The 23,873-nt window shown below is 52.1% G+C and carries 19 protein-coding genes; 16 read left to right on the plus strand and 3 right to left on the minus strand.

Annotation, left to right across the window (positions count from 1 at the left end):
* Nucleotides 1-173: 173 nt before the first annotated feature.
* From ACKWCC_RS01170 to ACKWCC_RS01200, 7 genes are all read left to right on the plus strand, one after another.
* A complete protein-coding gene (locus ACKWCC_RS01170) occupies nucleotides 174-626 on the plus strand; it encodes a MarR family winged helix-turn-helix transcriptional regulator (RefSeq protein ID WP_413994054.1) in 453 nt (150 codons plus the stop codon).
* Between the two features lie 16 nt (nucleotides 627-642).
* Nucleotides 643-3,048: a 3-hydroxyacyl-CoA dehydrogenase/enoyl-CoA hydratase family protein gene (locus ACKWCC_RS01175; RefSeq protein WP_413994055.1), complete on the plus strand. Its 2,406-nt coding sequence runs from the start codon at nucleotides 643-645 to the stop codon at nucleotides 3,046-3,048.
* 64 nt (nucleotides 3,049-3,112) lie between these two features.
* A complete protein-coding gene (locus ACKWCC_RS01180; RefSeq protein WP_413994056.1) occupies nucleotides 3,113-3,466 on the plus strand; it encodes a four helix bundle protein in 354 nt (117 codons plus the stop codon).
* A 61-nt stretch (nucleotides 3,467-3,527) separates the two neighbouring features.
* Entirely contained in the window at nucleotides 3,528-4,718 is a 1,191-nt protein-coding gene (locus ACKWCC_RS01185) for an acetyl-CoA C-acyltransferase (protein ID WP_413994057.1), read from the plus strand.
* 74 nt (nucleotides 4,719-4,792) lie between these two features.
* A complete protein-coding gene (locus ACKWCC_RS01190) occupies nucleotides 4,793-5,110 on the plus strand; it encodes a four helix bundle protein (protein WP_413994058.1) in 318 nt (105 codons plus the stop codon).
* Between the two features lie 85 nt (nucleotides 5,111-5,195).
* The gene (locus ACKWCC_RS01195) at nucleotides 5,196-7,007 is read left to right on the plus strand and encodes an acyl-CoA dehydrogenase family protein (RefSeq protein WP_413994059.1); all 1,812 of its coding nucleotides are present in this window, start codon (nucleotides 5,196-5,198) and stop codon (nucleotides 7,005-7,007) included.
* Nucleotides 7,008-7,105: 98 nt separating this feature from the next.
* Nucleotides 7,106-8,533: a pyridoxal phosphate-dependent decarboxylase family protein gene (locus tag ACKWCC_RS01200; protein ID WP_413994060.1), complete on the plus strand. Its 1,428-nt coding sequence runs from the start codon at nucleotides 7,106-7,108 to the stop codon at nucleotides 8,531-8,533.
* Here ACKWCC_RS01200 and ACKWCC_RS01205 read toward each other — a convergent pair.
* Nucleotides 8,530-10,326: a glycoside hydrolase family 15 protein gene (locus tag ACKWCC_RS01205; protein ID WP_413994061.1), complete on the minus strand. Its 1,797-nt coding sequence runs from the start codon at nucleotides 10,324-10,326 to the stop codon at nucleotides 8,530-8,532. The genes ACKWCC_RS01200 and ACKWCC_RS01205 overlap by 4 nt on opposite strands.
* Before the next feature lie 2 nt (nucleotides 10,327-10,328).
* Here ACKWCC_RS01205 and ACKWCC_RS01210 point away from each other — a divergent pair, with 2 nt between their 5' ends.
* The 8 genes from ACKWCC_RS01210 to ACKWCC_RS01245 all read left to right on the plus strand — a co-directional run bounded on the left by ACKWCC_RS01210 (nucleotide 10,329) and on the right by ACKWCC_RS01245 (nucleotide 19,592).
* A complete protein-coding gene (locus ACKWCC_RS01210) occupies nucleotides 10,329-10,637 on the plus strand; it encodes a hypothetical protein (RefSeq protein ID WP_413994062.1) in 309 nt (102 codons plus the stop codon).
* Entirely contained in the window at nucleotides 10,609-12,822 is a 2,214-nt protein-coding gene (locus ACKWCC_RS01215) for a bifunctional alpha,alpha-trehalose-phosphate synthase (UDP-forming)/trehalose-phosphatase (RefSeq protein WP_413994063.1), read from the plus strand. Before ACKWCC_RS01210 ends, ACKWCC_RS01215 begins: the two co-directional genes overlap by 29 nt.
* Before the next feature lie 17 nt (nucleotides 12,823-12,839).
* On the plus strand, nucleotides 12,840-14,369 hold the full coding sequence (locus tag ACKWCC_RS01220) for a nuclear transport factor 2 family protein (RefSeq protein WP_413994064.1): 1,530 nt from the start codon (nucleotides 12,840-12,842) through the stop codon (nucleotides 14,367-14,369).
* Between the two features lie 8 nt (nucleotides 14,370-14,377).
* Complete coding sequence (locus tag ACKWCC_RS01225) at nucleotides 14,378-15,568, plus strand: MFS transporter (protein ID WP_413994065.1); 1,191 nt, start codon at nucleotides 14,378-14,380, stop codon at nucleotides 15,566-15,568.
* A 161-nt stretch (nucleotides 15,569-15,729) separates the two neighbouring features.
* Nucleotides 15,730-16,074, plus strand: coding sequence for a DUF3024 domain-containing protein (locus tag ACKWCC_RS01230; protein ID WP_413994066.1), 345 nt, complete (start codon nucleotides 15,730-15,732; stop codon nucleotides 16,072-16,074).
* Complete coding sequence (locus ACKWCC_RS01235) at nucleotides 16,071-16,499, plus strand: UPF0158 family protein (RefSeq protein ID WP_413994067.1); 429 nt, start codon at nucleotides 16,071-16,073, stop codon at nucleotides 16,497-16,499. Before ACKWCC_RS01230 ends, ACKWCC_RS01235 begins: the two co-directional genes overlap by 4 nt.
* Before the next feature lie 70 nt (nucleotides 16,500-16,569).
* Nucleotides 16,570-17,901: a M28 family peptidase gene (locus ACKWCC_RS01240; RefSeq protein ID WP_413994068.1), complete on the plus strand. Its 1,332-nt coding sequence runs from the start codon at nucleotides 16,570-16,572 to the stop codon at nucleotides 17,899-17,901.
* A 29-nt stretch (nucleotides 17,902-17,930) separates the two neighbouring features.
* Nucleotides 17,931-19,592: a M1 family metallopeptidase gene (locus tag ACKWCC_RS01245; protein WP_413994069.1), complete on the plus strand. Its 1,662-nt coding sequence runs from the start codon at nucleotides 17,931-17,933 to the stop codon at nucleotides 19,590-19,592.
* Between the two features lie 50 nt (nucleotides 19,593-19,642).
* Here the strand turns inward: ACKWCC_RS01245 and ACKWCC_RS01250 are convergent, their stop codons facing one another.
* The gene (locus ACKWCC_RS01250) at nucleotides 19,643-20,938 is read right to left on the minus strand and encodes a sensor histidine kinase (protein WP_413994070.1); all 1,296 of its coding nucleotides are present in this window, start codon (nucleotides 20,936-20,938) and stop codon (nucleotides 19,643-19,645) included.
* Between the two features lie 452 nt (nucleotides 20,939-21,390).
* Here ACKWCC_RS01250 and ACKWCC_RS01255 point away from each other — a divergent pair, with 452 nt between their 5' ends.
* Entirely contained in the window at nucleotides 21,391-22,482 is a 1,092-nt protein-coding gene (locus ACKWCC_RS01255; protein ID WP_413994071.1) for a glycosyl hydrolase 53 family protein, read from the plus strand.
* A gap of 63 nt (nucleotides 22,483-22,545) precedes the next feature.
* On the opposite strand, the gene rimO is transcribed toward ACKWCC_RS01255, so the two are convergent.
* Complete coding sequence (gene rimO, locus ACKWCC_RS01260) at nucleotides 22,546-23,853, minus strand: 30S ribosomal protein S12 methylthiotransferase RimO (protein ID WP_413994072.1); 1,308 nt, start codon at nucleotides 23,851-23,853, stop codon at nucleotides 22,546-22,548.
* Nucleotides 23,854-23,873: the final 20 nt, after the last annotated feature.

Raw genomic sequence — 23,873 nt, forward strand, 5'->3', positions numbered from 1 at the left:
TTGGCACCACGATAAGGCCAAACACCCCAACCCGTAGGGTCTCTTTTGTGCCCACTTTCCCTTTTGGCACCTTGGGCTGTTCTCCCAGTGGTGACCTTTCTCCATAATTTGACATATTTACTATGCACGCATAGTAAATTTTTTATATCTTTGGAAGCGAACCCATAAGTTCCATGAAAGAAATAACCATTGATTATGCCCTCCGCGCCACTTGGCAAGCGGTGGCCAGAATGTACAATGAAGAGGCCAAACAATTTGACAGTACCATGGCCGTGGGCTTCACCCTTTTGAGCATTGACCCCAAAACGGGAACGCCTTCCACGGCCCTTGGCCCCAAAATGGGCATGGAGGCCACCAGTCTCTCCAGAATCTTGAAGAGCATGGAGGCCAAAGGATTGATCGAGCGCAGGCCCAATCCGGCCGACGGTCGGGGCGTCCTGATCCATCTGACCAATTTTGGGCTGGAAAAAAGAAAGGACTCCAAAGACGTGGTGATGCGGTTCAACGAAGTGGTGAAAAAAGAGGTGTCTCCAGAAAAGTTGCACCACTTTTTTGAAGTTACGGAGGCCATAAACAAGCTCATAACAGACAAAAGAATATACCTTAAAGACACATCTAATCAGTAAAAGCAGCCCGTACCAAATGAACAAGCACATAAAAAAAGTAGCCGTAATTGGCTCCGGAATCATGGGAAGCGGCATTGCCTGCCACTTTGCCAACATAGGAGTGGAAGTTTTGTTGTTGGATATTGTACCCAGGGAACCAACGGATCAGGAAAAGGCCAAGGGATTCTCCCTCACGGACAAGGTGGTGCGCAACAGGCTCGTGAACGATGCCCTGGCCGCGGCCCTCAAATCCAAGCCCTCCCCCATTTACCACAAGGATTTTGCCCAAAGGATCACCACCGGCAACTTGGAGGATGACATTGCCAAGGTTGGCGGAGTGGATTGGATCATTGAAGTGGTGGTAGAACGCCTGGACATAAAAAAACAGGTGTTTGAAAACTTGGAGAAGCACCGTACTCCGGGCACGCTCATTACCTCCAACACTTCGGGCATCCCCATACAGTTCATGAGCGAAGGCCGAAGTGAGGATTTCCAGGAGCACTTCTGTGGCACGCACTTTTTTAATCCGGCACGCTACCTGAAACTCTTTGAGATCATTCCGGGCCCCAAGACCTCCCCGGCGGTGTTGGAGTTCTTAAATGGCTACGGAGAACAGTTTCTGGGCAAGACCTCTGTGGTGGCGAAGGACACCCCCGCCTTTATCGGGAACCGAATTGGCATCTTTAGCATACAGAGCCTTTTCCATACCGTAAAGGAAATGGAGATGACCGTGGAAGAAGTGGACAAGCTCACCGGGCCCGTCATTGGCAGGCCAAAATCGGCCACCTTCAGGACCGTGGACGTGGTGGGGCTGGACACCTTGGTGCACGTGGCCAACGGCATAGCGGAAAACTGCAAGGAAGACGAGCGTCATGCCCTCTTTGCCCTGCCCGATTTCATTTCCACCATGATGGAGAACAAATGGTTGGGCAGCAAGACCGGGCAAGGGTTCTACAAAAAAACGAAGAACGACAAGGGCAAGACCGATATCCTGACCCTGGATTTGGACACCATGGACTATCGCGCCAAAAAAAGCGCCAAGTTCGCCACCCTGGAACTCACCAAGACCATTGACAAGGTGGTGGATCGCTTTGCCGTGTTAACGGGAGGCAAGGACAAGGCCGGGGAGTTTTACCGCAAGAGCTTCGGTCAGTTGTTTGCCTATGTCTCCCACCGTATTCCAGAAATCACGGACCAACTGTACAAAATAGATGATGCCATGAAGGCCGGTTTTGGCTGGGAGCACGGACCGTTCCAGATCTGGGATGCCGTGGGGCTGGAAAAGGGACTGGAGTTCATTGCCGCCGAGCAGCAGGAAGCCGCCCCTTGGGTGGCCGATATGAAGATGGCCGGCATAAATTCGTTCTACAGTGTCAAGGACGGCGCCACCTATTTTTATGACATTCCGTCCAAGGCCATGAAAAAGGTGCCCGGTCAGGACGCCTTCATCATTCTGGACAACATTCGCGAGTCCAAGGCGGTGTTCAAGAATTCCGGGGTTGTGGTGCAAGATCTTGGAGACGGTATTCTCAATGTGGAGTTCCAATCCAAGATGAACACCATTGGCGGAGACGTTCTGGCCGGCCTGAACAAGGCCATAGACCTTGCCGAAAAGGATTTCCAAGGTTTGGTGGTGGGCAACCAGGCAGCCAACTTCTCCGTCGGGGCCAACATTGGGATGATTTTTATGATGGCCGTGGAGCAGGAATACGATGAGCTCAACATGGCCATAAAGATGTTTCAGGACAGCATGATGCGCATGCGCTATTCTGCCATACCCACGGTGGCGGCCCCGCACGGCATGACCTTGGGGGGTGGTTGCGAACTGTCGCTGCACGCAGACAAAGTGGTTGCAGCGGCCGAGACCTATATTGGTCTGGTGGAATTTGGCGTGGGCGTGATCCCCGGCGGTGGCGGATCCAAGGAATTTGCCCTGCGCGCATCCGATTCCTTCCGCAAGGGCGATGTGGAATTGAACGTGCTGCAAGAGTATTTCCTCACCATAGGGATGGCCAAGGTGTCCACCTCGGCCTATGAAGCGTATGATCTGGGGATTTTACAGAAAGGAAAGGACCTTGTGGTCGTGAACAAAGACCGACAATTGGCCACGGCCAAGGCCCATGCCCGGTTAATGGCAGAAATGGGCTATACCCAACCGCCCAAGCGAAAAGACGTGAAAGTACTGGGCAAGCAGGCCCTGGGAATGTTCCTGGTGGGCACCGACTCCATGGAGGCCAGCAACTACATTAGCGAACACGACAAAAAGATAGCCAATAAACTGGCCTATGTCATGGCGGGCGGCGATCTCTCCGAACCCACGATGGTGTCCGAACAATACCTGCTGGATCTGGAACGCGAAGCCTTTTTGTCACTTTGCACCGAAAGAAAGACCCTGGAGCGCATTCAGCACATGCTGAAAACTGGGAAGCCGTTACGTAATTAGATTTTAGATTTGGGATTTTAGACTTTAGACTTGATACTTTGTTTTTAAACTAATTCAAATTGATATGCACGACTTCCAGAAACTACTTGTTTGGCAAAAATCCATGGACATTACAGAAGAGGTGTATCGTATATCGGCAGCATTTCCTGAAACCGAAAAATATGGATTAACCAGTCAGATAAGAAGAAGTGCAATTTCTGTTCCCTCCAATATTGCCGAAGGAGCAGGAAGGAATACCGATGGAGAATTTAGAAACTTTTTAGGTATCGCCAGCGGCTCGTCCAACGAATTGTTCACACAGCTTATTCTAGCCAATAGATTGGGTCTAACTTCCAAAAAAACCATTGATCCCATTCTTACTAAACTTATTGAAGTGCAAAAAATCAATTTTTCATTAATAAAAAAATTTACAAAGTAAATGGACTCACTTCTCACATCTCATATCTCACATCTCACATCTCACATCTAAAATCCAGTAAATGAAAACAGCATACATAGTCAAAGGATACAGAACGGCAGTGGGAAAAGCGCCCAAAGGGGCCTTTCGCTTTAAGCGCACCGATGAACTCGCCGCAGAGACCATTGCACACTTGATGAAGGAACTACCGCAATTGGACAAAAAACGGATAGATGATGTCATTGTGGGCAACGCCATGCCAGAGGGGTCGCAAGGGCTCAACATGGCGCGCCTCATCTCCCTGATGGGACTGGACATTGTGGATGTACCGGGAGTTACCGTGAACCGCTTTTGCTCCTCGGGCATAGAGACCATAGGCATCGCCACCGCAAAAATACAGTCCGGAATGGCCGATTGCATCATTGCCGGTGGTGCCGAGAGCATGAGCTCCGTGCCCATGACCGGCTACAAGACCGAGCTCAACTATGACGTGGTCAAGGCCGGGCACGAAGACTACTATTGGGGCATGGGCAATACCGCAGAGGCGGTGGCCCAGGAATACAAGGTGTCCCGGGAAGACCAGGACGAGTTTGCCTACAATTCGCACATGAAGGCCCTCAGGGCCCAGGCCGAGGACCGCTTCCAAGAGCAGATCGTGCCCATAGAAGTGGAACAGACCTATGTGGATGCCCAAGGCAAAAGGGCCACCAAGAAATATACCGTGATAAAGGACGAGGGGCCAAGAAAGGGAACCTCCATTGCCGTGCTCAACAAACTGCGTCCCGTTTTTGCGGCAAATGGTAGCGTAACCGCCGGCAACTCCAGCCAAATGAGCGATGGTGCCGCCTTTGTGATGGTCATGAGCGAGGAAATGGTAAAGGAACTGAACCTGGAGCCCATTGCGCGCTTGGTCAATTATGCCGCCGCCGGGGTACCGCCCCGGATCATGGGCATAGGGCCAGTGGCAGCGGTGCCCAAGGCCCTGAAGCAGGCCGGATTGAAACAATCCGATGTGGAATTGATAGAGCTCAACGAGGCCTTTGCCTCCCAATCCTTGGCCGTGATGCGCGAGCTGGACCTTAATCCGGACATTGTAAACGTGAACGGAGGTGCCATTGCCCTGGGACACCCCTTGGGCTGTACCGGAGCCAAACTTTCCGTGCAACTGTTCGATGAAATGCGAAAACGAAACATGCAGGGCAAACACGGTATGGTGACCATGTGCGTGGGCACCGGACAGGGCGCCGCCGGTATTTTTGAATTTCTTTCTTAAGAAGAAAAAAAGACTCAAGATTCAAGAGACAAGAGACTAGAGACTAGAGACTAGAGACTGGAAAGAGGAGAAAAATGGCGAAGCGGCATAATTATAAAAACCTGAAAATTTGGCAACTAGGTCTTGACCTTGCCAACGATGTTTCTGACGCCATAGTTCGTTTTCCAAAGCATGAGCGATATGATTTAAGCTCTCAAATTAGCCGATGCTCTATTTCAATGCCAAGCAATATTGCAGAAGGTTCCTCTAGATCGGACAAAAGTTTTAAGAATTATATTAATTATTCCCTTGGGTCGTCCTTTGAACTTGGGACACAATTATTAGTAGCATACCATAGAAAATATATTAAACAAAAAACATTAATCCTTTTAGAGGATAAAATAGCGGAATGACAACGTATGACTATGGGTTTCCAAAATGGCCTTAACCAATAGTCTTTAATCTCTATTCTATTTTCTCTATTCTAATTTTAGCCTTATGAGCACAGCAACAACAACAAAAGAAATCCTGAGAGGGGGACAATTCCTGGTAAAGGAGACCCACTGCGAGGATGTATTCACTCTGGAGGACCTGAGTGAAGAACAAGAGATGATGCGCGAGAGCACCAAGGAATTTGTGGACCGCGAACTATGGGCCCACTGGGAACGTTTTGAACAAAAAGACTACGCCTACACCGAAGAGACCATGCGCAAGGCCGGGGAGCTGGGCCTTCTCAGCGTGGCCGTTCCCGAGGCCTACGGCGGTATGGGCATGGGCTTTGTGAGCACGATGCTGGTCTGCGATTACATTTCCGGGGCCACGGGCTCATTCAGCACGGCCTTTGGGGCGCATACCGGAATTGGGACCATGCCGATCACCCTCTACGGTACCGAAGCACAAAAACAAAAATACGTGCCCAAACTGGCCTCGGGAGAGTGGTTTGGGGCCTATTGCCTCACCGAACCCGGCGCTGGATCGGACGCCAATTCCGGCAAGACCAAGGCCGTCCTTTCCGAAGACGGAAAACATTACCACATCTCCGGACAGAAAATGTGGATTTCCAACGCGGGCTTCTGCAACCTGTTCATTGTCTTTGCCAGAATAGAGGACGACAAGAACATTACCGGTTTCATTGTGGAGAAGGACCCCAGCAACGGCATTACCTTGGGTGACGAAGAAAAGAAACTGGGCATCCACTCCTCCTCTACCCGTCAGGTATTCTTCAACGAGACCAAGGTGCCGGTGGAGAACATGCTCTCCGAAAGGGGCAATGGCTTCAAGATTGCCATGAACGCCCTGAACGTGGGGCGCATTAAACTGGCGGCCGCGTGCCTGGAGGCCCAGCGCCGGGTCATAGGGGAAGCCACCAGATACGCCAACGAGCGCATCCAGTTCAAGACACCGATCATCAATTTCGGGGCCATAAAGGCCAAAATTGCCGATATGGCCACCAACGCCTATGTGGACGAAGCCGCGTCTTACAGGGCGGCCAAGAACATAGAGGACCGAATTGCCCTTAGGGTGGCCGCAGGCAACAGCCATCAGGAAGCAGAGCTGAAAGGGGTAGAGGAATATGCCATTGAGTGTTCCATTCTCAAGGTTGCCGTTTCCGAACATGTACAACAGACCACGGATGAGGGCATACAAATATTTGGGGGCATGGGCTTCAGTGCCGATACGCCCATGGAATCCGCTTGGCGAGATGCCCGCATAGCCCGCATCTATGAGGGCACCAATGAGATCAACCGTATGCTGGCCGTTGGGATGTTGGTAAAAAAGGCGATGAAAGGCCACGTGGACCTCTTGGGGCCCGCCACGGCCGTGGGCGAGGAACTCATGGGCATACCGTCTTTTGACACGCCTGACTATTCCGAACTGTTCGCTGAGGAGAAAGACTTGGTGAAACGCCTAAAAAAAGTGTTCTTGATGGTGGCGGGCAGTGCCGTACAAAAATTTGGACCCCAATTGGAGGAGCACCAACAGCTTATGATGGCCGCCTCGGACATTCTCATTGAGACCTATCTGGCGGAGTCTGCCATTTTGCGCACCGAGAAAAATGCCAAACGTTTTGGCGAGGAGGCCCAGGCCACACAGATCGCCATGTCCAAACTGTACTTGTACCGGGCCACGGAGAAAGTGATTCAAAAAGGCAAAGAGGCCATTATTTCATTTGCCGAGGGCGATGAGCAGCGCATGATGCTCATGGGCCTCAAGCGCTTTACCAAATACACCAATCACCCCAACGTGGTGGCCCTACGCACGCAGATTGCGGACAAGGTGGCCGCGGATGGAAAATATACGTTTGACTAACTCAAATGTCACTTTTGTTTTTCAACAAAAGGAAAGCCGCTCCATAAAGGGGCGGTTTTTTATTTGCACGCCCTTTGGCAAGCCCCTAAATTTACCCAATGAAAAAATCGCTCCTAGCACAAGTGTACGACCCGGAATCCTTTCGGGAACAAGGTCACGCCCTGATCGACCAGTTGGCGGACCACCTGTTGGAAAACCTTGGTGAAAAAGGCGGCCGTGCCATTGCCTATCGGCATCCCGATACGGAGTTGGCCTTCTGGCGTTCTTTTATGGAAGATGGGAAAAAAGAACAGCTGTTCCCCGAAATTTTGGAAGGGGCCACCAAACTGCACCACCCACAGTGCATTGGGCACCAAGTGGCGCCACCGGCACCCATTACGGCCTTGACCGCCATGATCGGCGGGCTGCTGAACAACGGCATGGCCATCTACGAGATGGGCATGAGCCCCACGGCAATGGAACGGGTGGTCACGGAAGTGCTTTGCGAAAAAATTGGTTACCAAGGGCACCCGGGCGGTTTTCTTACCTCCGGAGGCACCTTGGCCAATCTCACGGCACTGCTTACCGCACGCCGGGTCATGCTGCCAGAAGACGTTTGGAATCTTGGGCACGGGCGTCCCTTGGGCATCATGGTCAGTGAAGAGGCCCATTATTGCGTGGACCGGGCGGCAAAGATCATGGGGCTGGGCGAAAAGGGCATCATAAAGGTTCCTACCCAAGCCAACTATGCCATGGACAACGCACTGTTGGAAGAACAGTACCGCACGGCCACGGAGGCCGGCATACACGTCTTTGCCATAATAGGGAGCGCACCATGCACCGCCACGGGAGCATTTGACGATTTGGAAGGGATTGCCACATTTGCAGCACAAAAAAAGCTCTGGTTCCATGTGGACGGCGCCCACGGCGGTGCCACCATCTTCTCCGAAAAATACCGCCCACTCCTTAAAGGCATTGAAAAAGCGGACTCCGTTATCATGGACGGTCATAAAATGATGATGATGCCCACCATTACCACCGCCCTGCTCTATAAAAACGGAGACCACGCCAAGCTCACCTTTAGGCAAAAGGCAGACTATCTGCTCTCCCAGAGCGATCGTGGCGATTGGTACAATGCAGGGAAGAAGACCTTTGAGTGTACCAAGACCATGATGTCCGTACACTGGTACACCCTATTGAAATATTATGGCACCGACGCGTTCAACGCCTACGTGACCCAGCTGTACGACCAAGGGGCCGCCTTTGCGGAGATGATCGGTGCCCACCCCAAGTTGGAACTGGCCGTGCGTCCCATGTGCAACATTGTCTGTTTCCGGTATGTGGACCAAACACTATCGGGCAAGGCCCAAAACAAACAAAATGAAACCTTGCGGCAAGCCCTGTTGGAAAATGGGGAATTCTATGTGGTGCAGACCAAGCTCCGGGGGGTGCACTACCTGAGGATCACGGTAATGAACCCCTTTACCACCAAAGACCACATGGCCAAACTACTTCACAAGATAGAGAACATGGCCCTTGCCCTTTAGGCAATGGACTCCAGCACCTGTTCCTCCGTTTCCTTGTTGGAAAAGTTAATGGCACATTCGATCAGGGCCAAATGGGAATAGGCTTGTGGGAAGTTGCCCAAAAGCCTTTTGCTCTTAAAGTCTATGTCTTCACTGAACAGTCCCAAATGGTTGCTGTAAGACAGTAGGGTCTCAAAATGTTTTTCCGCTTTTTCTTCCTCCCCGATCTTAAAAAGGCTGTTTATGAACCAAAAGGTACAGATGGTAAAGGAGGAAGAGGGCATTCCAAAATCGTCCTCGTTCTTATAGCGATAGAGCAATCCGTCATTGCTCAGTTCCCGCTCAATGGCCTTGACGGTGCTCACAAACTTGGGATCTTTGGCGTGGATGAAACCGTAGGATTCCATGAGCAGCACCGCGGCATCCATGTCAGGGCTGCCGTAAGATTGGGTAAAGGCGTTCACCTGCGGATTCCAGGCATTTTCGTGTATGTCTCGTCGTATCTGCCGTTCCAGTACGGACCACTCCTCGATTTTGGACGTTTTACGGAAGATCCGGGCCACCTTCAGGGCACGGTCTATGGCCACCCAACAGAGCACCTTGGAAAAGGTGAAGTGCCGATCCTCGGAACGGAACTCCCAGATGCCCTTGTCCGGCTCCTGCCAATGCTTGGAAACGATCCAAACGATCCCCTTGGTAATGCCCCACAGCTCTTCCCCGTTCTCGGTGTCATTGCTGTATTTGGCAAGCTGTTCGTAGATGACGTCCATCAGGATGCCATAGATGTCGTTCTGCTTCTGCTTGTAGGCGGCATTGCCCACCCGTACCGGACTGGAACCCTTGTAACCGGCCAAATGGTCCAGGGAAAATTCCGTGAGCTTTTTCTCTTTGTTGATGCCGTACATGATCTGCAGCTTCTCGTCCTTGTCCGGAATCAGGTCCACAATGAATTGCAGGTAACGTTTGGCCATGTTGCGGTGGCCCAGGTCTCCCATGACCTTGATGACCATGGAGGCGTCCCGGATCCAACAGAAGCGATAGTCCCAGTTGCGCACCTCACCAATGGTCTCCGGCAAGGAGGTGGTGGCGGCGGCCAGCACGGCCCCCGATTTGTCGTAACTGAGCAATTTTAGGGTTATGGCGCTGCGGCCGATCTGCTCGTTGTACTTCCTGTAGTTTGGATTTTTGTCGCTCCAGTTCAACCAGTACACCTTGGTGCGCTCCAGTTCGGTGTACATTTTGCGCACGGTGGGCAAGAACAGTTTTTCATTGTAGCCCATTAAAAAATAGCCATCCGCTTCCAAAAGGATCTCCCGCCCCTCCATCACGGCATTTTTATTGAAATTGGTGTAGAGAAAACAGGTGTCGAACTTCTCACCGTGGGTCAGGCTCACGATAAAGTTTTTCTTCACATAACTTTCCGTGCGGCCCAAGGCATACTCCAACCTGGGATCGTAACGTACCCTAAAGCTTGGTTTTCCGGAAAGATGTTTAAAGAAGCGCACCAGCTCCGGCGGGGAGTTGTAACCGTTCTCCTTGCGATAGCGGGGCATAAAGTCCCGGACCTCAAAACTGTGTTCCCCGGACTGGAAATGGGTAATGAGGATGGCGGTGTGCTTTTTGTAGCGCTGGGTAATGGTATAGGAATCGTCCACCAAAATTTCAAAACTCCCCCCAATCTCATCGTCCAACAGCTTGGCAAAGACCGATGAGGAGTCGAACTCCGGCAGGCAGCACCAGTCAATGGCCCCGGTTTTGCTTACCAGGGCGGCACTTCTGCAATTTCCAATGATTCCGTAATCCAAATTCTCCATAGATGTTATACTGCTTTTATGTCATGGGCAAAGCTGGTCTCCAGGATGCCCGCTCACGGACCCTGGGCCTCTACAGAAACGGGGATGGTGCCCCATTATTTTGGGACGCCTCCAAGATATCCATAAAATTGGGCGGCCTATTCCTCATTTCCTCAAAAATGGCTAGGGACGGCTGTCCGTTCAATAAAAATTTTAATTCAAATGCACCAGCCGTTGTAAATGCCCCCTATTTTCCCGAAATTGAGAGAAATTCAACACTTAACAAAACTAATTCCGGTATTTATGTCGAAAACTATCATAATCTCAAATAGATTGCCCGTACAGTTACAAATCAACAACGGCGACATTACGGCCATTCCCAGCGTGGGCGGTCTGGCCACCGGTATGAAATCGGTGCACTCCGGGGGCGATAGTCTGTGGATCGGTTGGAGCGGCCTAACGGACGAGGACATCCCAAAGGCGCTGGCACCCAAGATAGACCAGGCCCTGGCCGAGCACGGTTCTGCCAAGGTGAAGCTCACCAAGGCCGAGGTGGATGGGTTTTACTACGGTTTTAGCAACCGAACGGTATGGCCCTTGTTCCACTATTTTTTGGAGTATTCGGAATTTGAGCTCTCCAATTGGGAAACCTACAAAAAGGTGAACCAAAAGTTTGCGGACGCCATTTTGGAGCAGGCCGGCGATGATGACATTGTCTGGGTGCACGACTACCAGTTAATGCTGGTGCCCCAGATGGTTCGGGAAAAGCGGCCCAAGGTATCCATTGGTTTCTTTTTGCACATTCCCTTCCCTTCCTTCGAGATTTTCCGCACCCTTCCCTGGCGCCGTGAGATCTTGCAGGGGCTCTTGGGATCGGACCTCATAGGCTTCCACACCTATGACTACGAACGCCATTTTCTAAGCTCGGTTCGGCGACTTTTGGGCCTTGAGGTGAGCTTTAATGACATTTACCAAGACGATCGGGTGATCAAGGTGGACAGTTTTCCCATGGGCATCGACTACAAAAAATTCAACACGGCGGCCAAGGAGCACGCCCAGCGCAGTGAAGCTGAAAAGTCCGACCTGCAAAAGCGGCTGGACACCCACAAGAAATCGGCCCCCGATGCCAAGTTCTTCCTGTCCATAGACCGGTTGGACTATACCAAGGGCATTGCCAAACGACTTAACGCCTTTGAGTATTTTCTGAACAAATACCCCCAGTACAAGGAAAAAGTACGGCTCATCATCCTGGCCGTGCCCTCCCGCTCCAACGTGCCACAGTACCAAGTGCTGAAACGTGAGGTGGACGAACTGGTGGGCCGCATAAACGGGGAACTGAGCACGGTGAGCTGGACCCCCATCTGGTATTTTTACCGATCCCTGCCCTTTGACAGTCTCATAGACCTGTACACCAGCTGTGACATTGCCTGGCTCACGCCCATACGGGACGGGATGAACCTGGTGGCCAAGGAATACGTGGCAACGAGAACGGACCGCACCGGAGTGCTCATATTGAGCGAGATGGCGGGCTCCGCCAATGAGATGAACGAGTCCCTGCTCATAAACCCCAACAATTTTGAGCAGATCGCAGATACCCTCTACGAGGCCATTAACATGCCGGAAAAAGAACAACAGGCCAGAAACAAGATATTGCAGAAGCGCCTGGCACGCTACAACGTGGAAAAATGGGCCAATGATTTCATGACCTCCCTGGTGCAGCAGAAAGAGAAAGAGGCCGTATATGTGTCCCGTAGGCTGTCCGTGGATTTGATGAACACCATCATGAAACGCTATATCGATGCCAACAGGCGTCTGGTCTTCCTGGACTATGACGGTACGCTGGCCAATTTTCACAAAGACCCCCAAAAAGCAAACCCGGACAACGCCCTCTATGCCCTATTGGACGAGGTGGCGGCACAGCCCAACACGGACATGTACCTGATCAGCGGACGGGACAAGGAGACCTTTGGCAAATGGTTCCTGCACAAAAAGTACAACATGATCGTGGAGCACGGCGTTTGGATATCACAGGGTGGCGAGGAGTTCCGCATGTTGGAAAGCGTTAAAAAAGACTGGATGGAAAAAATTCTTCCCGTACTGGAGTCTTTCGTGGATCGCACCCCGGGCAGTTTCATTGAGGAAAAAAACTACTCCCTGGCCTGGCACTACCGCAATACCGACCCCGATTTTGGCCAGAAACGCTCCGTGGAGCTCAATACCGTCCTTACCAGCCTCATTGCCAATGACGATCTCAGTGTATTAAACGGCAACAAGGTCATGGAGATCAAGAGCAGCAACGTGAACAAGGGCAGGGCCGCCATGCGCGTCTTTGCCGAGGACGAATACGATTTTGTGTTTGCCATTGGCGATGACTGGACGGATGAGTTCATGTTCCAGGAACTGCCGGAAGAGGCCATTACCGTGAAAGTGGGGCGGCAGAAAACGGTGGCCAAATATTTTGTGGACAACACCAAGAATGTGCGCGACATCCTCTCTCGCTTTGCCAACAACCGTTGAACCAATCCTTACATAAGATGAAGCATCACTTGTTTTTTCTGGGGCTACTGTCCCTTTTCCCCTTCCCTGTGCTGGGCCAACAGGAAACCGAAGTGTTTTTGGTGGAAATGGGTTGGGAAGAAAAAGGCCCTGTTTTTGGCATCCCCATCAACCTTTCCAAGAATCACGGGTATGACAACCAGCCCAGCTTTGATGGGCCCGATCACCTGCTCTATGCCGCCACGCGAAATGGGCAGACCGATGTGGTTCGCCAACATCTTGTGGACCATACCAAACAATGGCTCACCCAAAGCCCCCAGGGCAGCGAGTATTCTCCCACCAAAATGCCCGTTGGCCCCGGTTTTTCCACCATACGGTTAGATACCAGCGGCTTGCAGCGTTTGTATGTCCATGAGACAAAAGACGCTCCGGGGCGCATGCTGCCAAAGGACGCCAAGATCGGGTACCATCTCTGGTATTCGGCCAACGAGCTGGTGGCCACGGTATTGGTGCAGAACAGGATGGACCTGTTCCTCTTTGATGTGGAACGGAACTCCCGCAAGCAGCTGCACCAAAATGTGGGACGTTCCCTGCACCGGCTGCCCCATTCGGAGATGATCAGTTTCATTGCCTTGAACAACAAGGAAAAGACCCTCTTTTCCCTACATCCCATATCTGGAAGAAAAGAGGCCATTGCCCCTTTGCCCAAGGGCACCGAGGATGTGTGCTGGCTCCCCAATGGCAACGTGCTCACCGGGGTAAAAAACACCATCCTTCAGTGGGATCCAAAGACCTCAAGGGACTGGGCGCCCCTTCATTCCTTTTCCCAAGATCACGTGAACGACATCAGTAGGATGGCCGTGGGCCCCGAAGCAAAAAGGATGGCCTTTGTGAGTTCGCTCACCCCACCACAGCTCATAGACAAGCAGATGGCGGCCTTCAGCAAGAAAGAACTGGATGTTTTCTCCCAATGCTTTTCCAAGGAAGTCCTGGTCACCCGCTTTTGGGCAGATACGCTGCACACCGGCAGGGATGCCGTAAAGGCACATTACAGGAACTTTTTTGCGGAACACGACCCGGTGGGCGCCTCGGCCGGCAACAGGATACGGCTGGGAAACACGGTCATTGACCACGAAACGGTGATCAAGGGCGACCAAACCAAGGTCCAGGCCGTGATCTACCAGGTTCAAGATGCAACCATAGACCGCATGGACTTTGTTGCCCTGACGCCCAACGAGGGCACCGATGCCGAAAAAGTGGTGCAAGAACAACTGGAGGCCTACAACCAAAGGGACTTGGATGCCTTTGTGGCCACCTATGCGGAAGATATTTCAATATACAATTACGGCGGCAACTTGCTTTATAAAGGCCATGATGCCCTACGGGCCGGGTATGCCCGCTTCTTTGAATCTGCTCCGGACCTGCATTGCCAGATTCAGAACAGGATCGTTCTGGGCAACAAAGTGATCGATCTGGAGCACGTGACGGCCAGGGGGTCACAGTTCCAGGCCATTGCCATTTATGAAGTGAACGGTGGAAAGATAACCAAGGTCACCTTTATCAGATAAGAGCGAACTTGAGGCCCAAACCCCACATTCTCCCGGTCATCATCGGCTCCCAATTTGCCTGCACCTCCCTTTGGTTTGCCGGGAATGCGGTAATGGACGATTTGGTGGAAAAAACGGGACTTGGGCCACAGATCATGGGCTATGTGCTGTCTTCCGTGCAGTTGGGCTTTATTGTGGGGACCCTGGTGTTCTCGGTGTTCACGGTGGCCGATCGGTTCAGTCCCTCCCGTGTTTTTTTCTGTTGCGCGCTCCTGGCGGCGACCTGCAACGCCCTCTTGCTCTTGAACCCCCTAACTGCATCACTGCTGCTGTTGGCAAGGTTTGGCACCGGGTTTTTCCTGGCGGGCATTTATCCGGTGGGCATGAAGATTGCCGCCGATCACTTTGAGAGGGGCCTGGGCAAGGCCTTGGGGTTTTTGGTGGGCGCCTTGGTGCTGGGCAGCGCCCTTCCCTATCTCTTGAGCGGAGTGTTCTTGGCACAACCCCCGGCGCGTATTGTCCTGGGCGTGTCCCTCTTGGCCGTTTTTGGGGGCGCACTGCTGTGGGCCATGGTACCCAACGGTCCGTTCAGGGCGCCCGGTAGCGGCCTTCGATGGCGCCGGGGTGTTCAGCTTTTTAAAATGCGCCCTTTCAGGAAGGCCTCCTTTGGTTATTTTGGTCATATGTGGGAACTGTACGCATTCTGGGCCTTTACCCCATTGGCACTGTCGCACTACGCACAATGGCACAACACTTCCCTGAACGTACCCCTGTGGACGGGCATCGTCATGCTCTTGGGAGCCCTTTCCTGTGCTTGGGGCGGTATGCTATCCCAGAAATACGGTAGCGGAAAAGTGGCCTTCGTGGCTCTGGCCACCTCCGGCGCCTGTTGCTTGTTATCGCCCTTCTTCTTCTTTGCCCAGACCCCTCTTTTTCTTTCCATTTGGTGTTTTTGGGGAATGGCCGTCACGGCAGACTCCCCCCAATTTTCCAACTTGGTGGCCGGGTCTGCCCCGCCAAACATTAAGGGCACGGGGCTTACCTTGGTCAACGGCATTGGCTTTGCCATCACCATTGGAAGCATACAGCTCTTGGAGTCACTGGGCAACCACGTGCCCGTGCACGGGATGTTCACCATATTGGCCCTTGGCCCCATCATTGGTCTTTGGCAGCTCGGCGCTGGCCCCAACAGAAAGATGGGGCAGCGCAGCAGAACATAGCCACAACCAAAGATGGGCTGCACGCCCCATCACCAAAAAAGCCCCTGAAAATTATGGGCAGTGAACACGGAAGCCCACGGGAAACCCATCAGCAAGGAAGACCGGAAGGGACATGGTTTGGATTAATTTTGATATCTTGCTGTTCCAATCCCATTACGCCAATGGACAGCAGTACAACAGATATCAATGAGCTTACCATAAGGGACTATATTGAGTCGCTAAGGCCGGAAGACCCTGAAATACGGAAGGAGCTGGATTACGGCCACAGCTTTGACGGCAAGGTGGCCGAACTGTTTGCCCTGCGGCCCGTATTCGATGATCCGAATACCATTCTGCAACTTCCCTTTGCGAAAGTGCGGTATTTTAAGTCCAAGCAGCTATGGCGGCTGTACTGGAAACGCGCCCGCGGTACTTGGGAAATCTATGAACCCTATCCCGAGGCCACGCACCTTACCCCTTTGTTGGAGGTGGTACAAAAGGACGATCACGGTTGTTTTTTTGGATGATGGATACCAAAAGCCTCATCACCGAAATTGCCTCCCAATGGGAATGTGGGTACAATTGTTACCTTGACCCCACCTCCGGCGAGCTCATTTCCATTCCTTCCGTTTCCGGGGTAATGGACGAGGACGCCATGCAAGACGCTTTCGCGGCCGAACTGAAGAAACTGGAAGAGGCCCCGGGCTCGTTTGTAAGGTTTGAAGTTCCGGCTTCGTTTGAAGCCTTTGCCATAATGGAGCGTTTTGCAGACCAATTGGAAGAGGGCTCCTTAAAAGAAAGCTTGCAGAAAGCCCTGTACCATAGAAAACCTTTTCATCACTTTAAAAACATCATAGACCGATCCCCGATGAGGGAAGACTGGTTTCGGTTCAAGGCAAAAGAGTATCGGCTCTTGGTGGAGCAACAGTGGGCAGCGATGGACGGGGGCTGACCCCAATGTCCATTTTAGCCTACGGTCTTCAACAATAAACTAAAGAACATCACCCTAAAAAACATCGAAAATGAAAAAAATCATGGTTCTCACGGTATGGCTATCGGCGCTATCGCTTTCGGCACAGACCGATCCACGTTTGTACGACATTATCAATGCCGTGTCTGCCGAACGCATTGGCAAGGATGTGGCCACCCTGGCCAATTTTGGCACCCGCCACACCTTGAGCGATACGGTCTCCCCAACCCGGGGCATTGGGGCGGCCAGAAGATGGATCAAATCGGAATTTGAGCGCACCTCGAAAGCCTGCAAGGGTTGTCTAGAAGTGTTTTACCAAAGAGATTTCGTGGAAAAAGGCACCAACGCGCGCATTGTCAAGGATGTGGAGGTGGTGAACGTATTGGCCATACAACGGGGCACCAAATACCCCAACCGCTACATTGTCATGAGCGGTGACATTGATACCCGGGTGAGCGATCCCACCAACTATACGGACGACTCCCCCGGGGCCAATGACAATGCCAGTGGCATGGCGGGCACGCTGGAGGCCGCACGGGTGCTCTCCCAATACCAATTTGAGAACAGTATTATCTATATGGGGCTTTCCGGCGAGGAACAGGGGCTCTTTGGGGGTGCCGGAGTGGCGGCATACGCCAAGGAAAAGGGCTGGGACATCATTGGGGTGCTCAACAATGATATGATCGGCAACATAAAGGGCGTGGACGGCGTGGTGAGCAATACCGATTTCAGGATATTTTCCGAGCCCGTGCCCCCCACGGAAACGGAACAACAACGGAGGGCAAGGCGCTTTTACGGGGGCGAGGTAGATGGCATCTCCAGACAGTTGGCACGGTATGTGCACAAAATGACCAAGACCTATATGCCCGAGATGAACCCCATGCTCATTTACCGCTTGGACCGCTTTGGGCGCGGTGGGCACCACAGGCCCTTCAATGATGTTGGTTTTGCCGGCATACGGATCATGGAGGCCCATGAGAACTATACCCAGCAGCACCAAGACATAAGAATGGAAGATGGCATTGCCTACGGGGACGTGCTGGAGCACGTGGACTTTGACTATGCGGCCAAGCTAACGGCTGTGAACGCCATATCCCTAGCCGCCATTGCCTGGGCCCCTCCCGCCCCAGAGGAAGTGAAGATAGGGGGCATTGTGGAACCCTCGGCCAAGTTTGAGTGGAGTCCGGTGGACGGGGCCGTGGGCTATAAGATCTATTGGCGGGACACCACCAGCCCCACCTGGGACCACAGCCGCTACGTGGGCAAGGTCACCGCCTTTACCTTGAAAGGCATTGTGGTGGACAATTACCTCTTTGGAGTGGCGGCCGTGGGCAAGGACGGCCACGAGAGTCCGGTGGTGTTCCCCAACGCCATCTTACGTTAATTGGGCAACGATTTAAAACGAAACACACCATGGCAACAAATAAAGAGATGATGAGAAAATTGGCAGTCGCCGTAACGGCAACCCTGGTCTTTTCAAGTACCGGGAGCGGCCAGCTGCTACAGCAAAAAACCACCTTTACCGAGCAGGACACCCTAAGGGGCAGCATTACGCCAGAGCGCGCCTGGTGGGACCTGAACTACTATCATTTGGATATTGAGGTACAACCGGACCATAAGTACATAGCCGGCAAGAACACCATCCGGTACAAGGTGCTACGGCCCAACAATGTGCTTCAGATAGACCTCCAAGCGCCACTGGTCCTGGAAAAAGTGACCCAAGACGGCAGGCCCCTAAACGTAAAGAGCAAGGGCAACGCCCATTTCATCACCTTGGAAAAAGAACAGCGGCCAGGAGCATACCATGAGGTGGTGGCACATTACTCCGGACACCCCAAGGAAGCCGTGAACGCCCCCTGGGACGGTGGGTTCTCCTGGAAACGCGACGCCAACGGCAAGCACTTTGTGGCCACCTCCTGCCAAGGGCTAGGGGCCAGCGTCTGGTGGCCCAACAAGGACCATATGTACGATGAGGTGGACAGCATGCTGATCAGTGTAAAAGTGCCCAAGGGCCTCACCCAAGTGGCCAATGGGCGTTTGCGCCATCTGGATACGCTCTCCAACACCTCCCATTGGTTCGTTTCCAACCCCATAAACAACTACGGGGTAAACGTGAACATTGGCGACTATGTACACTTTGGCGAAATACACCAGGGCGAAAAAGGTCCCCTGGAGATGGACTATTGGGTCTTACGGGACGATCTGGAAAGGGCCAAGGAACATTTTAAGGACGCGCCCAGGACCATTGAGGCATTGGAGCACTGGTTTGGCCCCTACCCTTTCTACGAAGACAGCTTTAAATTGGTACAGGTGCCCTATTTGGGGATGGAGCACCAAAGCTCGGTGACCTATGGCAACCAATTCTTGCGGGGCTACCTGGGACGGGACCTCTCCGGTACCGGCTGGGGACTAAAGTTCGATTTTATCATTGTCCATGAAATGGGCCACGAATGGTTTGCCAACAACATCACCTACCGTGACATTGCCGATATGTGGATCCACGAGGGCTTTACCTCCTATTCGGAAAACCTTTTTCTGGACTACCACTACGGCACCCGTGCCGCAGAGGACTATGTCATTGGCCTACGGCAGAACATTGCCAATGACGCTCCCATCATTGGGCCCTATGATGTGAACCAGGAGGGGAGCAAGGATATGTACTACAAGGGATCCAACATGCTGCACACCATACGGCAACTGGTTCGGGACGATGAGCAATGGCGACAAATCCTCCGGGGCCTGAACAAGGACTTTTATCACCAGACCGTGACCACGCAACAAATTGAGGCCTACATTTCGCAGAAAGCGGGCATGGACCTCTCCAAGGTCTTTGATCAGTACCTGCGAACGGCCCAGGTGCCCGTGTTTGAATATCGCGCCAAAGGCAAAAAGCTGCAGTACCGCTACACCGATGTCTTACCGGGCTTTGATATGCCCTTGAAGGTATCCATCAATGGCAACGCACAATGGTTGGCACCCACCACCAAGTGGCAGACCCTAAAGGAACCGCAGACCATAACCGAGTTATCCGTGGATCGTAACTTCTATGTGAACACGGAAGAAAAATTGGAATGAGCCTATGGGAAACAGGCCATAATGGTAAAATGACCGATCCCTTTCGGGCATCATTCGCCATCCTTGTCCTTTGGCTTGGGAAGGGTAAAGTAAAACGTGGACCCAACCCCTGGTTCACTTTCCAACCAAACGGCCCCTTGGTAAACATCAATGATCCTTTTCACGATGGAAAGTCCAACGCCGGAGGAGGTACTGTCCGCATCCAGTTTGTGGAATACCTTGAAAATACGATCAAAGTATTTTTTCTCGATACCCATGCCGTTGTCCCTCACAAAAAACTCAAAATAACGGTCCCGAGCTGTACATCCAATGTGCACCACCACCTTTTCCGAAGTGGAAAAGGTTATGGCATTGCCAATGAGATGGTTAAAAACCTGTTTGACGTGCCATGGGTTTCCCGTGATGCAGGGTAGGTTGTCCTCCACCGAAATCGTGGTTTCCCCGGGCAGGGTGATGGCTTCCAAGACCTCTTGGACCAAGACATTGCAATCCAATACCTGTTCTTCAGATCGGACCCTGCCGATGGTGGAATAATCCAGCATGCCCTTGATGAGCGAGTCCATTTTTTCCACGTTGAAAAGCACTAGGCCAAGGGGCCTTAGCTCCTCTGGCGTTAGTTTGTCCTTTTGATCGGCCATGAACCAGCTCACCAGGGTATGGATATTGGTTATGGGCGATTTTAGGTCGTGCGATACCACATGGGCATATTCGCTGAGTTCCTCATTTTGTCGGGACAGACTGCTTAACAGTTCTTCTTTTTTCCTTTCCTGCGCCTGGATGTACTCTTCGTTCTCCTTGCGCTGAATGACATTGACCAACATGTTGGCAAAGACAAAGAGAATTTCTTTTTCGTTCTCGCTGTAGGCATTTATCTTTCTCACCGAATCGAACCCGATGAAGCCAATGAGCTCATTGTTCTTTATCTTGGGAATGGTGATCAGGCTCTTTATGCCCTGTGGCTCCAGGATGGCCCGTAGCCCATGCTCGCCATCCTCCGGCAAATGGGCCACGTTCTCCACATAAAAGGCTTGGCCCTTACGGTGTGCTTCTAGCCATTGCGGAATAAATTCTGTGGGCACCTGCTGTAAATTATCAAGTTCAGGTTTAATTCCCTCGGCGCACCATTCATAGGTATTGGAGGTGGTATGGTTCACAAAGTCGTAGGAAAAAATATAACTGCGGTCCGCCCCCACAAATTCCCCGATCTGCTTTAGGGAGCCGTTTACCAGCCGGTCGATGTCCGAAAGATCCGAGTTGATGTACTTCGTGGAAATGGCCATTAGCAATTCCTGAAAACGAAGCTGTCGTTCTATGATTTTGTCCTTCTCCAACTGTTGTAGGTGCATATCCCTTTATCTAAAATGGAAAAATGTTTCCAACTTGCTATTTTCCGGTGGTCTTGCGTTAAAGCCAAAAAATGGCCCGAGCCGTTTCACACTTATCAATTTGAGCATATAACGTGACAATCAAAATAGGTATTGCCTTACTTTACCATCTTATATCCAGAACACCGGGTTTCCACTTCCAAAATAGCACATTTTGGTCCTTTGTTCAATAGGCAAGATTTCCAATGGACCACCAAAACCCGTAGATGTCCTGGGAAACAAAACGATTACGAATTAGACACCCCTGGGCCGTAGCTTCGGCCAAAGGGGGCTGGGGCAGTGCAATTTTCTGTAAACCGATGCCCAAAGTTGCGGTTTTAAGAGAAATAGGACGCAATAAACACCTGCTTTACAGCGTTTTACATTAGCTACAGAAAGCACTTGAATTCAGTAGCGCAAAACAACCCATTGCCATGAAAGCCAAGCACCTGCCCTATCTCTTTATCCTAGGCCCCATATTTTTGGGCTGCTCCGGCAATGGCGATGATACCGCTGCGGAGCACACCCAACGAACCTTTGGAATGGGCTTCACCAGTTGGAGCTTTGGCCCCCAAATGCAGGATGTGGACGCTACCTATGCCTTCATTGAAAACAACGCGGACATCTACACCGAGCACATCGATACCAACATCCCTTGGAAAGCCTGGATGGACAACGGGATACTGCCCACCCCATTTACCAACGACATCTTGGGCAGGTCCAACCGAAGAATGCCCAACAAACAGCTCTTGCTATCCGTGAGTCCGTTGAACCAGAACAGGGACGAACTGGCCCTTGATTTTGATGGCACACTTCCCGAATACACGAGCCTGGACGATGCCAACATAGCCAATGCCTACGTAAAGCACATCAACTATCTGGTGAACCAGTTTGCACCGGACTATCTGGTCATTGGCATTGAGGTAAACGAGCTGCGAATGCGTAGTCCCGAAAAGTGGCAGGGGTACACTGCGTTAATGGAAAAAGTTACCCTTCGCATAAAGGAACAACATCCAGACCTCCCCATCTCACAATCCATTTCCCTGCACAATTTTTATGGGCCCATAGTGGCAAAACCGGAACAATTCATTGAGGATATTGTACAACATATAGACCGCTTGGACTTTGTGGCCATTAGTTTTTACCCATTTTTCAAGAACCAGGCTACTCCGGAAGAATTTCAGGCCGCCTTCAACTTTCTGCACCAGCGCACCAACAAGCCCATTGCCATAGTGGAAACCGCACATCTGGCGGAAGACCTGTCCGTACCGAGTTTAAATGTGTCCATAGCGGGCAACGAGGCCCAACAAAACCGCTACCTGCAAACGCTGTTTGCCAATGCCCAGCAAGAAGGTTACCTTTTTGTTATCTGGTGGGCGCACCGGGACTTTGACCGCCTTTGGGAAACCTTTCCCGAGGAGGTGAGGGATTTGGGCAAACTGTGGCGCGATACCGGGCTTTTGGATGAAGGCGGGCGGCAACGCCAGGCCTTTGGTACGTGGCAAGCACATTTGAACAGGCGCTAACGGGCAGCGCAACCGGCGACTCCGCTTGTGCCCTTATGGCATCAGATTGTTTTGGGGTCGGGCTCACTCGGTCACGGGCACACCGTACAGGTCAAAATCTGCCGCCTCGGTGATCAGAACCTCCACAAACTCGCCCTGTTTTACGTAGTGTTTGGCCGCATCAATGAGCACCTCATTGTCCACGTCCGGGGAGTCGTGTTCGGTCCTGCCCACAAAGTGGTTGCCTTCCTTTCGGTCTATGATGCAGCGAAAGGTCTCCCCTATTTTCTGTTGGTTCAGTTCCCAAGAAATCTGTGATTGCAATTCCATGATGGCATTGGCGCGTTGTTGTTTTACCGCTTCGGGAACATCATCCTCCAAGTTGTAGGCATGGGTGTTTTCCTCGTGGCTGTAAGTGAAGCAGCCCAGACGCTCAAACCGCATTTCTTCGACCCATTTTTTCAGGGTCTGGAAATCTTCTTCCGTTTCTCCCGGGTAGCCCACGATCAAGGTGGTGCGTATGGCCATTCCGGGCACGGCGGCCCTGAAATCTTGCAAGAGCTTGGTGGTCTTGGCCTGGGTGGTGCCCCTGCGCATGCTCTTTAGAATGGCATCTGAGATGTGCTGCAGCGGAATGTCCAGGTAATTGCAAATTTTTGGTTCGCGCTTCATCACCTCCAGCACATCCATGGGGAAGCCCGTGGGAAAAGCGTAGTGCAAGCGTATCCACTCAATGCCGTCCACCGCGGCCAACCGCTCCAAAAGTGCTGCCAAATGGCGTTTCTTGTACAGGTCCAGCCCGTAGTAGGTAAGGTCTTGGGCGATCAGAATAAGCTCCTTTACCCCGTTAGCGGCCAATTTCTCGGCCTCCGTCACCAATGCTTCCATCGGTTTGCTCTTGTGCTTGCCCCGCATGAGCGGTATGGCGCAAAAGGAACAGGGCCGGTCACAACCCTCGGCAATTTTCAGGTAGGCGTAGTTCTTTGGGGTGGTGGTCAGGCGCTCGCCTATGAGTTCGTGCTTATAGTCGGCCCCCAGGGCCTTTAAAAGGCTGGGCAGTTCACTGGTGCCAAAATAGGCGTCCACATTGGGAATTTCCCGCTGTAGATCGGGCTTGTAGCGCTCACTCAGGCAACCGGTCACAAAAACCTTGTCCACCACCCCGGCTTCCTTCTTCCCCACATATTCAAGAATGGTGTTTACGCTCTCTTGCTTGGCATTGGCTATAAAGCCACAGGTGTTGATCACCACCACATTGCCCTCGGCTTCGTGGGCCACTTCCTTTTTGTTGGCGCGCAGTTGGCCCATGAGCACTTCAGAGTCATAGACGTTCTTACTGCACCCTAGGGTAACCACGTTGATCTTGTTCTTTTTGAGTGATTTTGTACGCATAGCCTTCCAATGGGCTGCAA

Origin of the sequence: Maribacter aquimarinus, assembly GCF_047345505.1 — a bacterium.
Taxonomy (GTDB): domain Bacteria; phylum Bacteroidota; class Bacteroidia; order Flavobacteriales; family Flavobacteriaceae; genus Maribacter.